The 20,123-nt window shown below is 40.9% G+C and carries 16 protein-coding genes; 14 read left to right on the top strand and 2 right to left on the bottom strand.

Going from position 1 to position 20,123, the window contains the following annotated elements:
* Position 1: 1 nt before the first annotated feature.
* The 10 genes from IRB43_RS11400 (at position 2) to IRB43_RS11355 (ending at position 13,600) form a co-directional block, all read left to right on the top strand.
* Positions 2–514, top strand: coding sequence for a cupin domain-containing protein (locus tag IRB43_RS11400; RefSeq protein WP_203363607.1), 513 nt, complete (start codon positions 2–4; stop codon positions 512–514).
* Between the two features lie 58 nt (positions 515–572).
* Positions 573–1,682 carry a sugar ABC transporter substrate-binding protein gene (locus IRB43_RS11395; RefSeq protein WP_203363606.1) on the top strand — a complete coding sequence of 370 codons (1,110 nt, stop codon included), beginning with the start codon at positions 573–575 and terminating at the stop codon, positions 1,680–1,682.
* Positions 1,679–3,160, top strand: a complete 1,482-nt coding sequence (locus IRB43_RS11390; RefSeq protein ID WP_203363605.1) for a sugar ABC transporter ATP-binding protein — start codon at positions 1,679–1,681, stop codon at positions 3,158–3,160. The genes IRB43_RS11395 and IRB43_RS11390 overlap by 4 nt, the downstream gene beginning before the upstream one ends.
* Positions 3,161–4,165 carry an ABC transporter permease gene (locus IRB43_RS11385; RefSeq protein WP_203363604.1) on the top strand — a complete coding sequence of 335 codons (1,005 nt, stop codon included), beginning with the start codon at positions 3,161–3,163 and terminating at the stop codon, positions 4,163–4,165.
* A 15-nt stretch (positions 4,166–4,180) separates the two neighbouring features.
* Positions 4,181–5,440 carry an S-methyl-5-thioribose kinase gene (mtnK, locus tag IRB43_RS11380; RefSeq protein WP_203363603.1) on the top strand — a complete coding sequence of 420 codons (1,260 nt, stop codon included), beginning with the start codon at positions 4,181–4,183 and terminating at the stop codon, positions 5,438–5,440.
* Positions 5,409–6,458: an S-methyl-5-thioribose-1-phosphate isomerase gene (mtnA, locus tag IRB43_RS11375; RefSeq protein ID WP_203363602.1), complete on the top strand. Its 1,050-nt coding sequence runs from the start codon at positions 5,409–5,411 to the stop codon at positions 6,456–6,458. Before mtnK ends, mtnA begins: the two co-directional genes overlap by 32 nt.
* 161 nt (positions 6,459–6,619) lie before the next feature.
* Complete coding sequence (locus IRB43_RS11370; protein WP_238941968.1) at positions 6,620–7,609, top strand: TAXI family TRAP transporter solute-binding subunit; 990 nt, start codon at positions 6,620–6,622, stop codon at positions 7,607–7,609.
* 77 nt (positions 7,610–7,686) lie between these two features.
* Positions 7,687–8,196, top strand: a complete 510-nt coding sequence (locus tag IRB43_RS11365; RefSeq protein ID WP_203363600.1) for a DUF1850 domain-containing protein — start codon at positions 7,687–7,689, stop codon at positions 8,194–8,196.
* On the top strand, positions 8,189–10,159 hold the full coding sequence (locus IRB43_RS11360; RefSeq protein ID WP_203363599.1) for a TRAP transporter permease: 1,971 nt from the start codon (positions 8,189–8,191) through the stop codon (positions 10,157–10,159). The genes IRB43_RS11365 and IRB43_RS11360 overlap by 8 nt, the downstream gene beginning before the upstream one ends.
* A 255-nt stretch (positions 10,160–10,414) precedes the next feature.
* The gene (locus IRB43_RS11355; protein WP_203363598.1) at positions 10,415–13,600 is read left to right on the top strand and encodes a hypothetical protein; all 3,186 of its coding nucleotides are present in this window, start codon (positions 10,415–10,417) and stop codon (positions 13,598–13,600) included.
* Positions 13,601–13,685: 85 nt separating this feature from the next.
* Here the strand turns inward: IRB43_RS11355 and IRB43_RS11350 are convergent, their stop codons facing one another.
* A complete protein-coding gene (locus tag IRB43_RS11350) occupies positions 13,686–14,399 on the bottom strand; it encodes a C39 family peptidase (RefSeq protein ID WP_203363677.1) in 714 nt (237 codons plus the stop codon).
* 292 nt (positions 14,400–14,691) lie between these two features.
* Positions 14,692–15,495 carry a polyamine aminopropyltransferase gene (gene speE / locus IRB43_RS11345; RefSeq protein WP_203363676.1) on the bottom strand — a complete coding sequence of 268 codons (804 nt, stop codon included), beginning with the start codon at positions 15,493–15,495 and terminating at the stop codon, positions 14,692–14,694.
* A gap of 246 nt (positions 15,496–15,741) precedes the next feature.
* Between speE and IRB43_RS11340 the strand changes: the two genes are divergently transcribed.
* The 4 genes from IRB43_RS11340 to IRB43_RS11325 all read left to right on the top strand — a co-directional run bounded on the left by IRB43_RS11340 (position 15,742) and on the right by IRB43_RS11325 (position 20,096).
* Complete coding sequence (locus IRB43_RS11340; RefSeq protein ID WP_238941967.1) at positions 15,742–15,993, top strand: FeoA family protein; 252 nt, start codon at positions 15,742–15,744, stop codon at positions 15,991–15,993.
* Entirely contained in the window at positions 15,965–16,714 is a 750-nt protein-coding gene (locus IRB43_RS11335; protein WP_203363597.1) for a FeoB small GTPase domain-containing protein, read from the top strand. The genes IRB43_RS11340 and IRB43_RS11335 overlap by 29 nt, the downstream gene beginning before the upstream one ends.
* Positions 16,677–18,077 (top strand): ferrous iron transporter B, encoded by a 1,401-nt coding sequence (locus IRB43_RS11330; protein WP_203363596.1) that lies wholly within the window; start codon positions 16,677–16,679, stop codon positions 18,075–18,077. The genes IRB43_RS11335 and IRB43_RS11330 overlap by 38 nt, the downstream gene beginning before the upstream one ends.
* A gap of 255 nt (positions 18,078–18,332) precedes the next feature.
* Positions 18,333–20,096 carry an alkaline phosphatase PhoX gene (locus tag IRB43_RS11325; protein WP_203363595.1) on the top strand — a complete coding sequence of 588 codons (1,764 nt, stop codon included), beginning with the start codon at positions 18,333–18,335 and terminating at the stop codon, positions 20,094–20,096.
* The last annotated feature ends 27 nt before the right edge of the window (positions 20,097–20,123 follow it).

Here is a 20,123-nt window from a genome sequence, read left to right as displayed (position 1 = left end):
AATGACTGTCATTAAAATTCAAGGAACAAATGAAGTAATCGATAATCAAGAGGAAGTCGTTGCCTTTTTACAGCAGCAAGATGTGATTTATGAACAATGGGATATTGCGAAATTACCCGCTGAATTGCAAGGGGAATTTGTACTGACTGAAGAAGAAAAGCAAGTGATTTTACAAGCATTTGAAACAGAGATTCAAGATATTTCAGCTAGACGAGGCTATCAAGCATGGGATGTGATTTCGCTTGCTGAACATACCCCTAACCTAGAAGAATTATTGAAAAACTTTCAGCGTGAACATCATCATACAGATGACGAAGTGCGCTTTATTGCGAGCGGCCATGGTGTGTTTGTCATTCAAGCGAAAAACGGACAATTTTTTGAAGTTCATCTAAACCCGGGGGACCTCATCTCCGTGCCAGAAGGAGTTCGTCACTACTTCACACTCGCTGAAGACCGCCAAGTCGTTGCCGTTCGCATCTTCGTCACAGAAGAAGGCTGGGTCCCGGTCTACTAGGTGCCTGTCACTCCCCGGAATTTGTCGAATAATTTTTGTTGGAATTGGAGGATATTTTATGAAAAAGTGGGTTAAGAAATTAGCTGTTTCGAGCGTAGCGTTGACAGTGTTGTTAACGGGATGTTCAGCGGGTGATCAAGGTGCTTCATCAGAGAAGAAAAATGAAAAAATTGAAAATGTACCGGAGCGTTTTGCGAATGGAGAGGACGTCAAGGTGAAAGTGATTCGCAAAATTGGCGGTGATGATCATACAGCCCAATTTCTAGCTGGCGCGAAACAAGAAGGAGAAGCGCTTGGGTTTAAGGTAGACGTATTTACTGCTAATGGAGATACAGCAAAATTTCATGATGCGATCGCGCAAGCAGCGAATCAAGATTATGATGGAGTCATTCTTTCCCATGGAGATGATGCTGCAACTGTTGATGCCGTAAAGAAACTGACGGAAAAGGGCAAAAGTGTCGTTACGTTTGATTCGGTTGAAGAGTTAAAGAAGGTAGAAGGTGTGACTTTAACTTCTCAAGATGACAAAGCATTAGCCACGTTAAGTTTAGAACAATTAATTAAAGATACGAAGGGAAAAGCAAAAATTGCTTACCTTTGGGTCGACGGTTTCCCGCCGATGGTGCGCCGCAATGCTGTTTATGAACAAAAGCTAAAAGAAAATCCAGGGATTAAAGAAGTCGAACGCTTCGGTGTCGCGGCGGCTGATACATCGGTACAAACACAAAATGCCGTACAAGCGATGCTCAAGAAATATCCAAAGGGGGAGCTTGATGGCATTTATGCCACATGGGATGCTTTTGCGATTGGAGCTGCTCGCGCATTAAAAGAAGCCGGACGCAATGAAGTCAAAATTTACGGAATTGATGTATCGAACGCTGACTTACAAGTGATGCAGGAAAAAGGAAGCCCTTGGACGTATACAGCTGCTGTCGATCCAGCGTTAATCGGCAAAATCGATATGAGAATTTTAGCGAAGAAGCTAGCTGGAGAAGAAACACCGCAAGAATATGCCTTAAATGCGAATTTAATTTCACAAAAGGATCTGTCATCATCCAAAACACCGATCAACATGGAAACCTTATCAACCGTCGTTTCTGGCTGGGGACAATCTGCTGAATTTGAAGAAGAGTGGATGAATATATTAAAGGAACATTATAAAAAATGATTGAGTTAAAAAATATCTCCATTGATTTTCCCGGTGTGGCTGCCTTAAAAAACGTGAGTGTCTCAATAGAAAAAGGGAAAGCTCATGCGCTAATTGGAGCAAATGGGGCGGGGAAATCGACGCTTATGAAAGTGCTCTCGGGCGCTTATGATCATTATCGCGGCGAGATTTTCATGGATGGAACAAAGGTTCATATTCGCTCGCCGAAAGAGGCGAAGCAACACGGAATTCAAATGGTCTATCAAGAAGTGGATGCCGCCTTGATTCCCTATTTAACAGTTGCTGAAAATATTATGCAGGAGAGCATCGGGCAAAGGTTATGGATCAACTGGAAAGCGATTCATAAAAAAGCAGCCGACCTATTAGCGAGCTTGCAAGTTTTTATTCCGACAGATAAACGCATTGATCAACTGACTCTTGCTGAAAAACAAATGGTGCTCATTGCTAAAGCGATTTCTAATGATTGCCGCTGTTTAATTTTAGATGAACCGACAGCGCCTTTAAGTCACGCGGAAACCGAAGAATTGTTCCGGCTTGTCCGCTTGTTAAAACAGCAAGGAGTGGCGATTATTTTTATTTCTCATCGCTTGCCGGAGCTATTTACGATTTGTGAAGAAATAACGGTTATGAGAAATGGTTCATGGGTGATGACAAAGCGTATGGAAGACACATCGGCAAATGAAGTAATTGAACAGATGCTTGGAAGGCAACTTGCTCAACAATACCCGAAGTCGCATAGACACATTGGTGCACCAATTCTAGAAGTTAATGGATTATCGGATAGACGTGTCGTTAAAAATCTGAGTATACAAGTAAATAAAGGCGAAATTGTAGGGATTTCAGGTTTAGTCGGTGCAGGAAAAACAGAAATTTGTCAGGCATTGTTTGGGACATCTCCGGAGATAAACGGTGATATGAAACTGAATGGAAAAAAAGTCGACATCTCTTCACCGACAAAAGCAGTTCGTCATGGGCTCGTACTTGTACCAGAAGAACGAAGAAAAGAGGGAATCGTCACGGGGGAATCCGTGACAACCAATCTTAGTGTGGCGAATATTCGTCGCTTTTCTCGTTTGTTTGGCTGGATCGATCGTCAAGTGGAAAGACAAGCGGCTGAAAGCATGATCCAACAGTTAAATATTGTGACACCGTCTGCTGAAACGAAAGTGGAGTATTTATCAGGCGGCAATCAGCAAAAAGTCGTGATTGGCAAGTGGCTCATGGGAGAGGCAGAAGTGTATATATTTGATGAGCCGACAAAGGGAGTCGACGTAGGAGCAAAAAGGGAAATTTTTGATTTAATCGCTCGACTTGCTGAACAAGGCAAAGGGATTATTTACGCTTCTAGTGAGTTAGACGATATTCTCGGGATGACAGATCGGGTGTATGTCGTTTACGACGGAGAAGTAGTGAAAGAGTTAAAGACAGCTGCGACGGACGAAGCAGAAATTTTATTTTATTCAACAGGAGGAAAATAGATGGAGACAGAACAACCCATCTTAGTGAAAAATCAGGCGGTTAAACCATTATTTCAGCTGTTTGACTGGTTATATAAATACGGAACGATTGTGACCATTGGACTTCTGATCACGTTTTTTACATGGGCAAATCCCGCATTTATTGAAGGAGATAATTTGATCAACATTTTGCGTTCGATTTCGATTGTGACAATCATTGCGATCGGGGTGACGATTTCTTTAACGATTAATGGCTTTGATTTATCTGTTGGCTCCACCGCATCCTTAGCCAATGCAGTTGCCATTTCCATGTTTGTTTGGTACTCGCAAAATTTAGCGGTGGCGATCATCGCTGTCCTTGCGGTGGCATTCGTGATTGGCGCATTGAACTCTTTATTCATTATTAAATTTAAAATTCCAGATATGCTGGCAACGTTAGCGATGATGTTCGTTATTCAAGGAGTGGCTTTGACCTATACGAAAGGAGCCACTTTGACACAAAATATGGTCATGCCAGATGGAACGTTTGCGACTGGAACGATCAGTCCGACTTTTGAAAAAATAGGGCAAGTTCCTTGGGTCATTGTTGTAATGTTTGTGGTCGTTTTCCTTGTTCATCTGTTCTTAACGTATACCAAGCATGGCCGCTTTATGTATATGATCGGCGGCAATCAGGAAGCCGCTCGACTGTCTGGGATCGCCGTGAATAAATATAAAATGCTGGCTTATTTATTGTCGGCGGTATGTGCAGCAGTCGGCGGAATGGTGTTATCTGCTCGGGTCATGACGGCAGAAATTAATGCGGGAGCTCCGTATTTAATGGATGCGGTGGCTGCTACATTTATCGGGTTTGCGGTCTTTGGTGCAGGGAAACCAAATGCGATTGGCACTTTTATTGGTGCTGTGCTCATTGGGATTTTGCAAAACGGCTTAGTGATGGTTTCAGTTCCATATTATGCGATGGATATTGTCAAGGGAGCGGTATTAGCGTTTGCTTTAGGGCTTACTTATTATAAAAAACGATAATGGGAGGGGATCCAGTTGAGAGATTTCACATCTGCTTATTTTACGATGAATGAAGAAGAGGCTGTAGAGTATGCGAAAAGTCAGCTGAACATATTTCCTAGGGAGGCAGAGTTAGCTTGTCATGAAATTGGGGATGGCAATTTGAATTATGTGTTTCGAGTCGTTGATCAAAAGAGCGGCCAATCGATCATTATTAAGCAAGCGGGACCAGTAGCGCGGATTTCCGATGTTTTTAAGCTTTCCCCCGACCGCAATCGCATTGAAAGTGAGATCTTGACGTTACAAGGAAATTTAGCACCAGGTTTTGTGCCAAAAGTGTACTCGTATGATCCGGTGATGAATTGTTGTGTGATGGATGATTTATCTGATCATCACATTTTGCGTTCAGCTTTGTTAAAAGGAAAGAAGTTTCCTTTATTTGCGGATCATATTACCACTTTTTTAGCGCGAACGTTGCTGTTAACTTCGGATGTCGTGATGGAGCATAAGGAGAAAAAGGCACTTGTTCAGCAATTTACGAACCCTGAACTATGTGAGATAACAGAAAATTTAGTCTATACTGAGCCGTTTTATGATTGTGAGCAAAATGACGTGTTTGAAGGAACAAAGGAATTCGTTCGGGAAGAGATTTGGAGCGATAAACGATTAAGACTAGAAACAGCGAAGTTAAAATTTGATTTTATGACAAAATCCCAGGCGTTGCTTCATGGGGACTTGCATACAGGCTCCATCTTTGTGAAGGAGGATTCGACGAAAATCATCGATCCGGAGTTTGCTTTTTATGGACCGGCTGGCTATGATATTGGCAACATCGTGGCGAATCTGATTTTTGCTTATGTCCATGGGAACTATATAATAGAAGAAACTGAAGAGAGAGCAGATTATTTACGATATGTAGAAGAGACAATCAGCCAAGTCATTCAGCTTTTTTCAGTGAAATTTCTTCATCTTTGGGGCGAAAAAGCAACCGAACAAACAGCCACTTTCCCTGGGTTTAAAGAATCGTATCTTGATTCCATTCTTGAAGATACCGCAGCTGTAGTCGGGCTTGAACTTTGCCGTCGGGTGATTGGTATTGCTCATGTGAAGGATTTGACTTCGATTACGAATGCTGAGCACCGCACAGCTGCAGAAATCATTTGTTTAACAGCAGGGAAAACGTTTATTTTAGAACGTTCAACGATTCGAACAGGAGAAGATTTTGTCCAAGTATTACGACATAGTGTGAAAGGGGTAGAGAGTCATGGAAGCAATTCAATCCGTGCGGCTCGATGATGAAAACAGCTGTTTAGTTTTGCTGGATCAGACACTTTTGCCGAATGAAAAGGTATTTTTGCAATTGTTTACGGCAGAAGAAATTTGGGAAGCTATTTATCATTTAAAGGTACGAGGAGCGCCAGCCATTGGGATTGCGGCTGCGTATGGGGCATATTTAGGTGTGAAGAAATCAGAGGCCACGTCTTTTGTGGAGTTCGCGAAAGAGTTTGCTAAAGTGAAGCAATATTTAGCTTCTTCTCGGCCGACTGCAGTTAATTTATTTTGGGCTCTTCAGCGAATGGAAGACCGGTTAAAGGCAGAAGCAAATGAATCAGTTGCGAATATTAAACGAGCGCTAAAAGAAGAGGCCGAAATGATTCGCGTAGAAGATGAGCAAGTATGTTTGGCTATTGGGGAACATGCTTTATCCTTGCTGGAACCTGGTTGGGGGTTACTCACTCATTGCAATGCCGGCACGATTGCGACTGCTAAATACGGAACTGCGCTCGCTCCAATGTATTTAGGGAAGGAGCGCGGATATGATTTTCATGTATATGCGGATGAAACGAGACCGCTTTTACAAGGAGCCCGTTTGACAGCATGGGAGTTGCAAGAGGCAGGTGTTGATGTCACGTTAATTTGTGATAACATGGCATCGATTGTGATGCAAGAGGGAAAAGTTCAGGCGGTGCTCGTTGGCTGTGATCGAGTGGCAGCCAATGGAGATGTCGCCAATAAAATTGGCACATCTGGTTTAGCCATTTTAGCGAAGCATTACGGCATTCCCTTTTATGTATGCGCGCCGACTTCAACCATAGATCTCAATTGTGCAACCGGCGCCGATATCCCGATTGAAGTAAGAAAATCAGAAGAAATCACGAACCAATGGTATGAACAACCAATGGCACCCCCAAACATCAAAACCTATAACCCCGCCTTTGACATTACACATCACAGCTTAATCACCGCTATTATTACCGAGAAAGGAATCATTCGGGAGGTGCCTGTCACCGCCCGGATTTTGTCGAATGATTGATATGTATTGTGAAAGCCGCCTAGGTAGTAGGCGGTTTTCGTTTTATGTAGTAAAAGGTTTTAATGTTAAAATATTGAGAATAATTTGACAAATAACTAAACGTCTATGTTATGATTAATTTGTAATTTATGTACAAATTTGGAGAAGAGGGGGAATTGGTGTTGCGAAAATGGAGTAGCCGTTTGTTTTTGGTGATGGTCTTTGCCTTTATGCTCATTGTGTCTGCGTGTAGCAATGGAGAACAAGAAACAGGTAGAGAAGCAAAGAAAGCTGGGAACAACAAGAACATTAGTATTGCAACGGGTGGCACAGGAGGCACTTATTACCCACTTGGCGGCTCGATGGCCAATATTATTACTGATCATACTGGGATTGAAGCAAATGCCCAATCATCAGGTGCGTCTGCAGAGAACTTAACAGCGATTAAAAATGGAGATGTCGATATCGCATTTACGCAAACGGATATCGCTTCTTATGCCGTGAGTGGAAAGGAAATGTTTAAAGGAGCGCCAATTGAAAACTTTCAAGGGATCGGAACTCTTTATCCAGAGACAATTCAAATTGTGACAACAAAAGACAGCGGCATTAAATCGGTCAGTGATTTAAAAGGAAAAACGGTATCTGTCGGAGCACCCGGTTCGGGAACTGCGCCAAATGCTCAACAAATTTTAGAACTGTACGGTTTAACATTCGATGACATAAAAAAACAGGATCTATCCTTTGATGAATCGACGGATGGCATTCAAAGTGGTAGCATTGATGCGGCGTTTATTACAGCCGGTACACCGACGGGAGCAGTTGAAGCACTTTCCGCACAAAAAGAAGTAAAAATCATTCCCATTGAAAAAGAGAAGGTCCAAGCATTAATCAAAAAATATCCATACTACTCAGAGGATATGGTTCCTAAAGGCACATATAAAATTGCTGAAGATGTGCCGACTGTAGCAGTTAAGGCGATGCTCGTTGTCAGTAACGCATTAGACGAAGAAAGTGTATACAAGATCACGAAAGCTATTTTTGATAATACAGATAAAATCACTCATGCAAAAGGCAAACTAATTAAAGCAGAAACCGCATTAGAAGGGTTAGGAGATTTACCGTTACATCCCGGTGCTGAGAAATATTTTAAAGAAAAAGGGGTAGCGAAGTAAAGTGAACAAATACAAAAATGATAGGCTGAATATTTTCGGTCTATCATTTTTGCCATAAAAGAGAGAGGAGAGCGTAAATGGTGCGTAAAATAGGGTTAGTTTGTTTGCCGCTCCTGCTAGCCAGCGGTTTTCTCTTCTTTTTACCTTATCATTCGGTTATTGCCTTTACTTTTGAAAACACGAATCAATTATTAGCCTATTTGCCTGTGCAAACATCTGACACATTTCAAATTCAATATACTCATTCTATTCATTTGACAGATGTCGTCGAAACGTATCAGCTGAAAGGGGGGCAAATCATTCAGACAGAATTGCAATATGAAAATTTTGCGATTGGAATGCCTTCTAACGCTGAAGGAGATGAAATATTTATAAAGGAAAACGGCAAGTATTTCATTAAGAACATGAGTCGAGCTTTTCCTTTTATTGATTTACGTATTGGTCAAGTAAAGGCGGAGCATCAAATCCATTATGAAGAACAGGTTTATCAACTAGCTGATGATCTATCTCCCGGGATATGGGTACGAATTCAGCCGAAGCGGCTTAGTCTTTGGCAACAGTGGAAAGGAGTGAATATCGATGAATAAAGAGTCGTTTGAAACATTATCTCAAGAAAAGCAGCAGGAGCTACTTGAGAAATATGATTTAGAAGCAGGGACAAGGAAGCTAAAGGGCATTCTTGGACACATTGCTTTTTTTGGACTATTAGCTTTCTCTTTATTCCAGCTTTACACAGCCATTTTCGGTGTGTTCACCGCACAAATTCAACGTTCTGTTCACTTAGGTTTTGCCCTCGCATTAATTTTTCTATTATACCCAGCTAATCGAAAAAAGCAGAAAGTAGGGAAGTTTCAAATTGCTTGGTATGATATCGCACTAGCCATTTTGAGTGTATATGTCGGTGCGTATTGGCCAGCGAATATTGATGATATTGTGATGCGTGCTGGTATTTTAACGGATGTTGATTTTTATGTAGGCTCATTAGCCATTTTGCTTGTGTTAGAAGCGACCCGACGAGCGGTCGGTTTACCGATTACGATTATTGCGCTCTTATTTTTAGCGTATGGTTATTTCGGGGCGTACATGCCTGATTTTTTGTCGCATCGCGGCTTGAGTTTAGAAAGGCTTGTTCAAACGATGTTTTTTACGACGGAAGGTATTTTAGGAACGCCGTTAGCTGTTTCTTCAACTTTTATCTTCTTATTTCTTTTATTCGGTTCTTTTCTCGTGAAAACAGGAGTGGGGCAGTACTTTAATGATTTGGCTGTAGCGATTGCTGGGAGAAGCACAGGAGGACCGGCTAAAGTAGCGATTTTTTCAAGTGCCTTGCAAGGAACGATTAGCGGAAGCTCAGTTGCGAACGTAGTGACATCCGGCTCGTTTACGATTCCGATGATGAAAAAACTGGGCTATAAAAAGGAGTTCGCTGGAGCTGTAGAAGCAGCTGCATCGACAGGTGGCCAATTAATGCCGCCCATTATGGGAGCTGCTGCTTTTTTAATGGTTGAATTTATTGGAGGCGGAATCACGTATTGGGATATCGCTAAAGCTGCAGCTATTCCAGCTGTTCTCTATTTTACAGGGATTTGGATTATGACTCACTTTGAGGCGAAACGGATTGGACTCAAAGGGTTGACGAAAGAGCAAATGCCGAATCGAACAGAAATCTTCAAGCAATTGTATTTGCTTCTTCCGATCATTGCTGTCATTGTGCTGTTAATGGCTGGGGTCACAGTAACTTATGCTGCTTTGTACTCTATTTTACTTTCGATCATCGTCGGGTTTATCAATCGTGCAGTTAACATGGGATGGAAAGACATTGTTATGGCGCTTGTCGATGGAGCAAGAACGGCTTTAGGTGTCGCTGCCGCAACCGCAGCAGCGGGAATGATTGTGGGAGTTGTGACAAAGACGGGGCTCGGCTTAAAGCTAGCGAATGGGTTGTTAGATTTAGCGGGTGGTTTTTTGCTTCCGACTCTATTTTTAACGATGATCGCTTCTATTATTCTTGGAATGGGATCTCCCACTACTGCTAACTATGTGATTACTTCGACGATTGCCGCACCAGCGATTATTTTATTAGGCGTACCTGATTTATCCGCTCATTTATTCGTCTTTTATTTTGGGATTATCGCCGACATTACTCCACCGGTTGCTTTAGCTGCATTTGCGGCTGCAGGGGTATCAGGAGGGGAACCGATTCGAACGGGAATTCAATCCGCTAAACTAGCGATTGCTGCTTTTATTATTCCGTATGTGTTTGTATTATCTCCGCAGCTACTAATGATTGAGACAACACCATGGCAACTTGTGTGGGTTATTTTTACTGCTCTGTCGGGGATGGTTGCTATTGGAGCTGGCATTATCGGTTTTTGGATGCGTTCATTATCATGGGTGGAGAGAGTCATTTCTGTTGTCACGGGATTATTACTTATTTATCCTGAGAGAATTTCAGATGTTACAGGACTGATTTTATTTACGGCTTTACTGATGATGCAGCTATTTTGGAAACGAAATGAGAATAAGCGGTCTGGCATGATCAATATGTAATTATATAGTTAAAAAGTTGTTTAAGAGAGACGAAGTTGTTCATAGCAACTTCGTCTGTTTTTGTTGTTAAATGTCGAAGTGTATATAAAAAGACAGAATTTTTGGGTAAGATATAGCTACCATCTGGTTTTAAAAAAAATCATGGGGATAATTGGTTAATAAGGGGAGGTAACATTCATACAGTTCAAACTTATTTGGTATCCGTAAATGGTATGTATCAAGGAATGAGGTCTTATTTAAGAAAGGAATAGTTGAATGAAAAAGCTATTATTCGTCGCGCTTGCAGGGGTACTTTGTTTAGCTATGCCGGTAATTTTATGGTTCTTTAGTAATCAAAAGCCGCTGGGGATCACTCTTATTGATAAAACAGTTCCTGACGAGTCATTTCGGGAGCATCTCGGCATTTCCTGGGTATTGAATTATTTTAAATATGTGAACAATGATGGAAAGGCTTTTGAAGCAGCTTCTGATTATGTCGGTTTTGAGCCGAATGAACAAACTCGATCCTATCGTATACGTTCTTTTCCGAAATCCTTAGCTGAGGCAGATTTAATTTATTTAGCAGATACATATGGCGTTTATAAAGAAGATGTGCCGTGGGTTAACAAAAAACGTGAAGGAGCACGTTCTAGCCTTATTTATGGCGGCTTGCAGATGGAGGAATGGCAAACGATTTTACAACGATTAAATGAAGATAAACCAACCACTTTTATCGCTGAGTTTAATTCCTTTGCTTCTCCAACAAAGGAAGATGTGCGAAAAAGCATGGAAGACTATCTTCAGCTTGAATGGTCTGGATGGATTGGCCGTTATTTCGATGAGCTAGCCCCAAATAAGAACAACGAGATTCCACAGTGGATTGTTGCGCGGTTTGGAGACAACTGGCACTATTCTGGTGCGGGCTATATTTTAATCAATGATACGAGTGGGGAAGTAGTGGTTTTAGAAGCAAGTAAGCATTTTAATGGTCATGGAATTAATATGAAGTTTACGGAACAAGGACATGAGAAATTTGGTTTGAAAAAAAGTGCCGATTATCAATATTGGTTTGATATCGTGACGCCGAAAGCAAGAGGGACGGCGCTAGCTTATTATCAGTGGGATTTGACGGATCAAGGTAAAGAAGTGTTGAAGGATCATCATATTCCGCTTAAATTTGCTGGTGTGATAGAAACGAGTCACAGACAGACGTCTAGTTATTATTTCGCTGGAGATTTCAATGATATCAGTCAAGTTCCTCGATTTTATCAATTTAAAGGGTATCACTGGCTGAAAGAAATCTTTAGTCAAAATGAAAATGAACAATTCTTTTGGCAAACATATGTACCGATGATGAAGGTGCTTTTGGAACAGAGTGAACATGTGAAGACGAAGAAAGAGTCAAAACTAGCTAGTAAGAAGAGCAAAGAAACAGCTTATACATCAAGAGTAAACCATGATACTTTTGAAGTTCGTGTAGGTGGTCAGTGGAGAAAACTTCCAATTAAAGGTGTGAATATTGGAATGGGAAAACCGGGCGTGTTTCCAGGGGAAGCGGCGATTACGGAAGAAGAATATTATCGTTGGTTTCAATATATTGGAGAGATGGGTGCTAATTCCATTCGGGTGTATACATTGCATCCTCCAGGCTTTTATCAAGCCTTGAAACGTTATAATGAAGAGCATAAAAATCCAATTTACATATTTCATGGAGTGTGGATTGAGGAAGAATCACTTGTTGATACACTGGATGCCTTTGCAGGGAAACATACGGATGAATTTCAATCAGAAATGAAGCGTATCACTGATGTAGTTCATGGAAATGCTGTAGTGAAGCCGCGAGCGGGACATGCTTCAGGGGTGTATAATGCCGATATTTCGCCTTACGTTATTGGATGGATTATCGGTATTGAGTGGTATCCGCAAATGGTGGAGAATACGAATGACCAGCATCAAGGCATTGGCGATTATAATGGCACGTATTTTCAAACTAACAACGGAACCCCTTTTGAGCATTGGTTAGCAAAGCAGATGGATACATTAGTGACCTATGAGAAAGATCAGTATAATTGGGTGCGTCCAGTCAGCTTTACGAACTGGGTAACGACCGATATATTAACGCATCCATCTGAACCGAACGAAGATGAGGATCTCGTTAGTGTAAATCCTAATGTAATTCAAGTAAAAAATGAGATGAAGAAAACGAATCAATTTGCTTCTTATCACGTTTATCCGTATTATCCAGACTTTTTTAACTACGAAGAAAAGTATTTAAATTATGTCGATCATCGCGGAGAGAAAAATAGTTATGCCGCTTATTTGCGTGATTTACATCAAGCGCATAAGTTGCCCATTTTAATTGCTGAGTTTGGTGTTCCAGCATCACGCGGTTTAACACATGCGAATCCATTTGGTCGGACGCAAGGATTATTATCTGAAAAAGAACAAGGTGAAGTGGTTGTGGATATGTATGAAGATATCCAACAGGAAGGCTTATTAGGAGGCTTGATCTTCACTTGGCAAGATGAGTGGTTTAAGCGGACGTGGAATACGATGGATTATGATAATCCGAACCGTCGTCCATTTTGGTCTAATGCTCAAACGAATGAGCAGCAATTTGGGCTTCTTAGCTTTGATCGGAATAAGATAAAAGTAGATGGAGAAACAAAAGATTGGAGAGGAACGAATCCATTCTATCACAATGAGAATAGTTTCTATATCGATCACGATGAACGTTATTTATATTTCCGAATCAATAAGGAGGCTGTGCAGAAGGGGGATCCAGTCATATTATTGAATACGCTACCGGGTCAAGGGAATTACCATACAACTATGATAAAAGATTTGTCATTCAAAGATGATGTGGACTTTATGATTGTGTTGAATGATAAAAATGATTCACATGTTCTCGTTGATTCGTATTATGACTTTTTTACGTATCAATATGGAGAAAAATTAAACATGCTGCACCCTAAGCCGCCGCTTCCATCGAAAAATAGCGGTATCTTTCATCCGCAGAAATTGGCGTTGAATAAAGAATTGCTGATTCCAAGCACAGGGGAGATCATTCCCTTTAGTGATTACGAAACCGGGAAATTGCGTCAAGGGAACGGCAATCCGAAATCAGCAAATTATGACTCTCTCGCTGATTACTATGTAAATGAAAAAGATGGCATGATTGAAGTAAGAATTCCGTGGTTATTGTTAAACGTCAAAGACCCAAGTCAGCGTGAAATCATGGGTGACTTATATAAAGACGGTTTAACAGCTGGTAAAAAAATCAATGGAATTCAAGCGGGTCTCATTTGGATCGAAAACGGCCAAGTCACAGATTCCTTGCCAAAAATGACAAATAACCAACTCCCAACAATGAATACCTACAAATGGGACACATGGAACGAACCAACCTATAAAGAAAGACTGAAACAATCCTACTACATTATTCAAGAGGCGTTTAAATAGACAAGTGCCTGTCACTCCCCGTATTTTGTCGAATAATACAAAAGCCGCCAGCTATTGGCGGCTTTTGTATGTGCTTTATATCTCGTTATTCAGAGATCGTCAAGGCTTGTTTACCCATTTGAATCCATGCTTGTTCGAAGTTTGTGCGGTTGAGCTTGATATTTTTTTCTTTCTTCAAAGGGTCATTAACATAGACAAATTGTTCATCATAACCAGTGATGACGACACTGTGCTGATAATAAGTCACTTTCATCATTCCTTCAGCTGTTTGCCAAGTTTCAAACTGGCCTTCCGCTAGCCTTTTAAATTCAGAGTTAATAATGACCCAAACTGGTCGCCCTTTATTAATTTGTGCATATAAATTTTCTGGTGCGTGTCCCGTTAAATTAATGAGCCGTTCTTCATCGACATATTGCTCGGCTAAATCGATAATAGGTTCTACATAGACTCCTAAGCCGTCGCGATCAAAGGTAGCGATGTCTCCAACAAATCCTTGATGCATATTGCCTCTGTAATTGTTTTCTTCAAAAGGCTCTTTGACGATTCGATCCGCTAACTCCATTTTATCCACATCTTCTCCATAATAATTCAACAGCATCGCTAGACTCGTTACTTCGCATCCTCTATTTAATTCCGGGTTTTGTAAAATCAATGGTACATCTTCTATCATACGATCAGTAGAACGAGTAGTGGAAGACAAACTATCAATGGAAGCAGCCTCTTCTACTTGATACCCTTTAACAAAAACAAAACAAACCCCAATAAACAATACAGCGGCCAAACTAGCAACTGTAAACATCCATTTTAAGTTCAAAGAAATTCTCTCCTTGATTCGGGGGGTGCCTGTCACGCCCCGGTTTTTGTCGATTCTATTTTAATTGTCGATGATAGATCAGCAAATTTCAACTGTGAAAGAGAAAAATATTTATCTATTTGTGATTTCCCATGTTATGTTCATTAGTTAAACCTCATTTTTCATTTATATGCCAAGGTTAGTTATTTGTATGTATACTTTGTGGGATCATGGTCTTCTTCTCGAGAATAAGAGTCATAGAGAAAGGGGCTACCTGATTCTTCAGGCAGCCCTCTCCTTATTTCTTCATAAATGCCGGCAAGGCAAAGCTTGCGTATAAGATCTCTTGATTAAAATACTTTGTCGTTTGTTCCACATCTGGTACGATGAAAGTTTCATGCTTTTTAGAGGCCAGGGTGAAGCTCCATAGCCCTCCCGGATATGTTGGGATGACAGCTAAATATTGCTTCGTGATCGGAAATAGTTGCTGTAGCGAGTCATAAGTATTTTCCATCACCTCGCGATAGAAGAGTGGCGATTCACTTTGACATACCATTAAGCCGTCTTCTTTAAGGGCATGAAAGACATTTTCATAAAAAGCAAATTCAAATAATTGAGTCGCTGGTCCAATAGGGTCAGACGAGTCAACGATAATAACGTCGAATGCATTTTTATGTTCTTTCATATATTGAATGCCATCTGCGAAAAGATAGCGGATACGTTCATCCTCCAATCCAGCTGAGACGCCTTTCAAGTGTTCCTTGCTAGCCTGAACTACTAATTGATCAATTTCACAAAAGTACAGTTCTTCCACTTGCTTGTATTTAATGACTTCTCTTGCGGCACCACAGTCACCGCCACCGATAATGAGTACTTTTTTGGGATTTGGATGGATGTGTAATGGGACATGGGTAATCATTTCATTATAGATGTATCCATCCTTCTCCGTTGATTGAACGACTCCATCTAAAACTAGCATTCTGCCAAAATCATATGTATCAACAATCATAATATGTTGAAAAGGTGATTGAGCGGTATAAATGACCTCTTTAATTCGATAGCTTACTTTTAAGTTGTCCCGATCATCTTCGACCAGCCACATCTCTCCGTTGATTTCGTGAAGATATGATAGGATATTTGATTTTTGCACAACAAAACCCCCTATAATTTACTTTTCTCCCATTTATATTAGTGAAATATTATATAGATCGCAATGAGAAAAAGATTGAATATTAATTTTTTAAAAAAAGTTTGACATATGAAAAATTGATGCATATGATAAAAATATTAAAAGTTGCATAAAGGAAACTTTGTGATGGTCGTCCAAATTACAAAGAGGAGGTACAGAATGATGAGCCAATTGATTGCTTTACATGAAGCCAAAATCGGTGATGTGATTAAAATAACTCAGCTCGATATTACAGGCACGATGAGGCGAAGACTGCTCGATTTAGGGTTTGTCCCATCGGCTGAGGTAAAAGTATTGAAAAAGAGTCCGCTCGGTGACCCGATAGCTTTTTGGGTGAGTCATACAACGATTGCGCTTCGGAAAGAAGAGAGCTCTAAAATTTATGGGGAGGTGGTTAGAAGTGAAGTATAGAATTGCTTTGGCAGGAAATCCGAATGTCGGAAAAAGCACGTTATTTAATGAATTAACTGGGTTAAAGCAACATACAGGCAATTGGCCAGGAAAAACAGTGATGCATGCAGAAGGAGAGTTTTCTTTTAAGGGAAAAGACTATACAATTATTGATCTTCCTGGTATGTACTCGCTTTTTGCCAACTCAGTCGATGAAGAGGTAGCAAGGGATTACATTGTCTTCGAACATCCTGATTTGACCATTGTTCTAGTAGATGCGACGTCGATTGAACGAAACTTAAACTTGGCGCTGCAAGTGTTAGAGATGACTAACAACGTAATCATTTGCATTAACTTAAACGATGAAGCGAAGAAGAAGGGAATTTTCATTGATGATCGAGTGCTGATGAAGAAGCTCGGTGTGCCGGTGATCAAGATTTCGGCTCGTAATAAAGAGGGGATTGATCAATTGCTAGATACGATTGATCGAATGATTGACGGAAAAATTACGACCGCTCCTTACCGGATGACATATTCACCAGAAATAGAAGAAAAAATTGCTCAGTTGATCCCTTCTATTGAAAAAATATTCGATTTAACGATTCCGGCGCGTTGGCTAGCTTTACGTCTTCTCGACGGAGATGAGTCGCTTTTCCAAGCGTATTTTGACAAAAAGGAGAAATCGCAAAAGGGGGAATGGCCACATGACATCGCCTATGAGACCAATAGCCAGCAACTATAATGAATTGCGTCAGTTTGCTCAGACGTTGTCTAACGATGAGATTCGCGACCAAGTGGTGACGAATATGTATGAGACGTCAAAAGCCATTTGTTACAAAACGGTTGTTTACAAAGATTTAGATAAAATGAAGCAAACCGAAAAGTTGGATCAAATTTTTACTTCGAAAATATGGGGCTTCCCGATTATGTTAGCGATGTTAGGGGTTGTTTTTTATATCACAATTGCTGGTGCCAACGTTCCTTCGGGGATGCTTGCCGATATGTTTAATTGGTTTGAAGGCTATTTAACGACTTTTTTTACATGGATGCACGCTCCAGATTGGTTATATGGAGTACTAGTGCTTGGATTTTATCGGGGAACGGCTTGGGTTGTTAGCGTAATGTTGCCGCCAATGGCGATTTTCTTCCCGATGTTTGCTTTGTTGGAAAACTACGGTTACTTGCCGCGCGTGGCCTTTAATATGGATCGCTTATTTAAAGGCGCTGGAGCCCACGGAAAGCAGTCCTTAACGATGGCGATGGGATTCGGCTGTAACGCCGCTGCAATCATGTCAACAAGAATTATAGAGTCGCCGCGCGAGCGCATGCTAGCTATTTTGACGAACAACTTCGTCCCGTGTAACGGACGGTGGCCGACGTTAATCTTACTTGCTTCTTTATTTATGGCAGTCGGTTTTTCTGGGGCAATGGGGACACTGGTAACGGCTGGCGTTGTGATGGGGATGGTGCTTTTCGGCATCGTTGTGACATTAGTGGTTTCGTGGGTCTTATCGAAAACGGCTTTGAAAGGAGTTCCAACTCATTATACATTAGAGCTGCCCCCTTACCGCCGTCCGAAATTTTGGAATACGGTGATTCGGGCGACGCTGGATAAGTCATTATTTGTATTGAAACGGGCAGTCATTGTTGCAGCGCCTGCTGGTGTGTTCACATGGATTGCGGCCAATATCTTTATCGGTGATACGAGTGTATTAATGTATATCGTTAACTTCCTTGATCCGTTTGCTCAAACGTTAGGATTAGATGGCTTCATTTTAATGGCGTTTATTTTAGGAATGCCAGCCAATGAAATTGTGTTGCCGATCTTGATGATGGGCTACCTATCAACAGGTGCCATGACAGAAGTGGAAGATTTAAACACGATCAAGCAAATTTTTCTCGAGCACAACTGGACGTGGCTCACCGCCTTAAATATGATGTTATTTTCATTGCTTCATTTCCCATGCGGCACGACCCTTATTAACATTTATAAAGAAACGAAAAGCAAAAAATGGACCTTCGTCGCTTTTGCTTTGCCAACCGCCATTGCCATCGTTGTTACATTCGTTGTCGCACAAATCGTGCGAGGCTTTGGCTGGATTTGACAGGTGCCTGTCACGCCCCGAGTTTTGTCGAAAATGCAAAGGCTAGCTTAAACCGTCTGAGAGATTCATGTCTCTAGGCGGTTTGTTTTTTTAGTAGATGAACAAATGAATGTGTTGTAGCATGGAGTGTGATCTATGGACGGGTTGATTGTTCTTTATAAAGAAAATTAACTTATTTTTTACAATAACCCTTTATTAATTTTCATATTCCTCTTTTACAATAAAATTGAGTAAAAAAAGGAGGAATGATTGTTCGTGAAAAAGAACAAAGTCTTGGTTCCGTTGTTAAGTTTAGCTGTTTTGTTTCCTGTTGCTTCGAATGTACTTGCTAAACCATCTAAGTTTGTAGAAATTGATCAAGTGGGGTTTGTAGAGATGGCAGCACCGCAATCAGAAGAATTACGCAACAAAATGTACAGTGACGCTAAGGTAGAAGTAACTTATTCAAATGGTATGAAAAAAGTTTTTCCTCTTGAATATAAGACTCTTTTTCAGCCGGGTGATGTTATTAATGAAAAAGTAGCCGGAGTTACTTACGATATAAATGGTCAGCCAATCCTTGACCCAAAGACGAATAAACCGTTTATTTCGAAAGCGCCAGATAGCAATACACTTCTTTCTGTTAACGGCTCAAGTAGTAAACTTTATTTGATTAATCACTATGAGTCCGTGCCTAGCACAGTCGGTAATTTACCAAAAGCAATGGTGCTAAATACAGTGAAACAAGATAAGAAAACAGGTGAACTGACAGTTACAGATATGCAGGCGATTGATTTCTCGGAGGATGGCGGCATTTGGACACCTTGTGCTGGTTCTTTGTCCCCTTGGAATACTCATTTAGGCAGTGAAGAATATGAGCCGGACGCAAAATCTCATGAGCTGAATCCGGAAAATTCTTCAGTGACCCAATTTGCTCGAAATTATTATAAGGATACTACAGTTATTGGTAATCCGTACTTATATGGCCATCTTCCAGAGGTGATCGTCCATCCTAATGGTGAAACAACGGCTATCAAGCACTACAGTATGGGAAGACTTTCATATGAACGTGTAACGGTTATGGAGGACAATCGTACAGTTTATTATGGGGATGATGGCAGTTACACATCCATGTTTATGTATGTAGCAGACAAAGCGAAGGATTTATCAGCAGGTACACTATATGCTGCAAAATGGAAACAAGCAAGCAAAGAAAATGGTGGACAAGCAAATATTGAGTGGATCAAGCTTGGTCATGCAACAGATGAAGAAATTAAAGATTTGGCTATGAAGGTCAAATTTAGCGATATTTTTGAAACGACAACGGATGAGGCTTATGCCCAAGCGAATGGCTTCCAAAAGGTAAAAGCAGCTGGACGTACAGAATGGTTGAAGGTGAAGCCGGGTATGGAGAAAGCAGCCGCATTTTTGGAATCTCGTCGTTACGCTGCTTTGCAGGGAGCAACGCATGAATTCAATAAAATGGAAGCAGTTGAAGTGAACAAAGCCGATGATAAATTATATATGGCCATGTCTGGCGTTAAAGGTGGTATGGAGCAGAATAGCAATGACCCAGTCGATGATATCCAACTGGATAAACTAAATGCAGGTGCTATTTACGAGATGCCATTAAAAGCAGGGGTCAAGGACAGTACAAATAAAAAAATTAACAGTGACTTTGTTGCCACTTCAATGGGTGGAATTGTTTTAGGAGAAGACCTTCCTTCAAAAGATAAAGATGGCAACACAGCCAATCCAGATAAAATGGCAAATCCTGATAATATTGTTTATTCAGAAGCGATGAGAACGATTTTTATCGCTGAAGACTCTGGTATGCATACAAATAACTTCACTTGGGCTTATAGTATTGATACGGGTAAACTGTCTCGTATTGCTTCCGTTCCTAAAGGTGGAGAAGCAACTGGGCTTCAAGTTCTTGATAATATGAATGGTCACTCTTATTTAATGCTAAGTTCACAAAACCCTGGAAATGTCGGCTATTTAGACCTTCCAGTGATTGAGGATGGCAAGAACAAATAACTCTAATCGAAAGATAAATGGAAGGAG

This window comes from Bacillus sp. REN10, from assembly GCF_016820555.1.
In the GTDB taxonomy this organism is placed as follows: domain Bacteria; phylum Bacillota; class Bacilli; order Bacillales; family Domibacillaceae; genus Bacillus_CE.
Note: the sequence above shows the minus strand (reverse complement) of the source record. Positions and strands in the feature narration are given on the sequence as shown.